General features: G+C 58.6%; 1 protein-coding gene. It reads right to left on the bottom strand.

The window, feature by feature from the left end:
• Positions 1-185: 185 nt before the first annotated feature.
• Positions 186-1,331, bottom strand: coding sequence for an ISH3 family transposase (locus VI234_RS21135; RefSeq protein WP_336331223.1), 1,146 nt, complete (start codon positions 1,329-1,331; stop codon positions 186-188).
• Between the last annotated feature and the right edge of the window lie 45 nt (positions 1,332-1,376).

The raw sequence follows: 1,376 nt of genomic DNA, 5'->3' as shown, positions 1-1,376 counted from the left end.
TCAGTCGATCACATCGAAAGCCCACAAACCCTTCCAGTAGAGCTTGAATCTGTGTTTTCGATGCGTGGCTAGTTCTCGAAGTGAGACGAACGGTAAGTTTCGGCGGTGAGGAGTCGCTGTCGGCGGCGGATTGCCGCCGACGCGACAGTGTCGCCACTCACGACCGCTGTCTCGGCGGGGGACAGCTACCGGAAGAACCGGTCGTCAAGTGGCTGATTCGCTGGAACAGACCTACGCACACCAAGTGCTGTCCAAGCTGCGCGAAGCGTCATTTCGCAGAACTCCGTGAACGACCACTCCAAGAGGCGGCGCCCCCCGCGACGGGGCGCCGCCACGTACCTCCAGTGGAGATACCGCCAGCTGTTTTGAAGCAGTAGGCTCACAACAAACATCACCAGCCGCAGACCAGCGTCCTGAGAACTGGTGAAAGCGAGGCTCTGCTTGGCTAAGCGGTAGCTTGATTCGATGCCGAAGCGCTTGCTGTAGTGCTCTCGTGCATCTCGTGGCGTGTCGATAAACGGCGCGTCAGCGGCGTAGCCGTGACGCGCCACTCCGTGTTCATCGTACCGTCCCTGCTGGTATACGCAGTCGATGAACACAGGGAATGTCACCTCGCCGGCGAGATCGTGCTCGATCTCGCGGCTCCAGCCGGTGCTGAGTTCATCTTGAATCGTCTCGCCCCACTTGACAATCGGCATGACGTAGGCGTAATTGTACGCGTACAGCAGTCCGAGACAGGTGCTGTTGTAGAATCCACGATCAAGGTAGACGGCCTTGACGCCGAGGTCAAGGCCGTCAAGGAGTTCGAGGAACTCAGCGAGGACATCGCTGGTGGTTTCGCCAGAGACGAGCTGGCGAACCGCCAGCGTGTACCGCTTGTTGCGCACCCGTGCATAGAGTGTCGCATAGGCGTGAAACGTCGTCGTTCCACGTTTCGCCTGCGACGAGTACAGAGCTTCTGTTTCGTCTTCGTCGCCGTAGTAGGGATCGAGGTGGAGGTCTGCGCAGACCTCCACCGGCCGATCTGGAAGCGTCTCAAGTGTATCTCGTTGAAGCAGCGTGTCTCCAACCGCCTCAACTGAATCAAGCTCAAACTGATCGGTGAGGTGGCCCCGGACGGTATTGGCATGCGGCGAGTCGTCTGTCGTTTCGCAGACGTGGTTGATCGAGGTCCCGCCGGCGCTGGCGCCGGCGAGGACCTCGCACAAGGTCTCTGTCGTGACCTCAACGTCCTCACCAAGGTCTATGGCAAGCTCCTCGTCGAGGCTGTTGACGACAAAATTAAGCAGGTGTTCCTCTTCTATCTCGTTGTCTGCTTCGGAAGGTTGCACATCCTCCCAAAGCAGACACTTCCTCTAACCCGATGTGATCGACTG

The sequence above is a fragment of the Haloarcula sp. CGMCC 1.2071 genome (genome assembly GCF_037078445.1).
GTDB classification, from domain to species: Archaea; Halobacteriota; Halobacteria; order Halobacteriales; family Haloarculaceae; genus Haloarcula; species Haloarcula amylolytica.
This window is presented reverse-complemented; position numbering and strand designations above follow the sequence as displayed.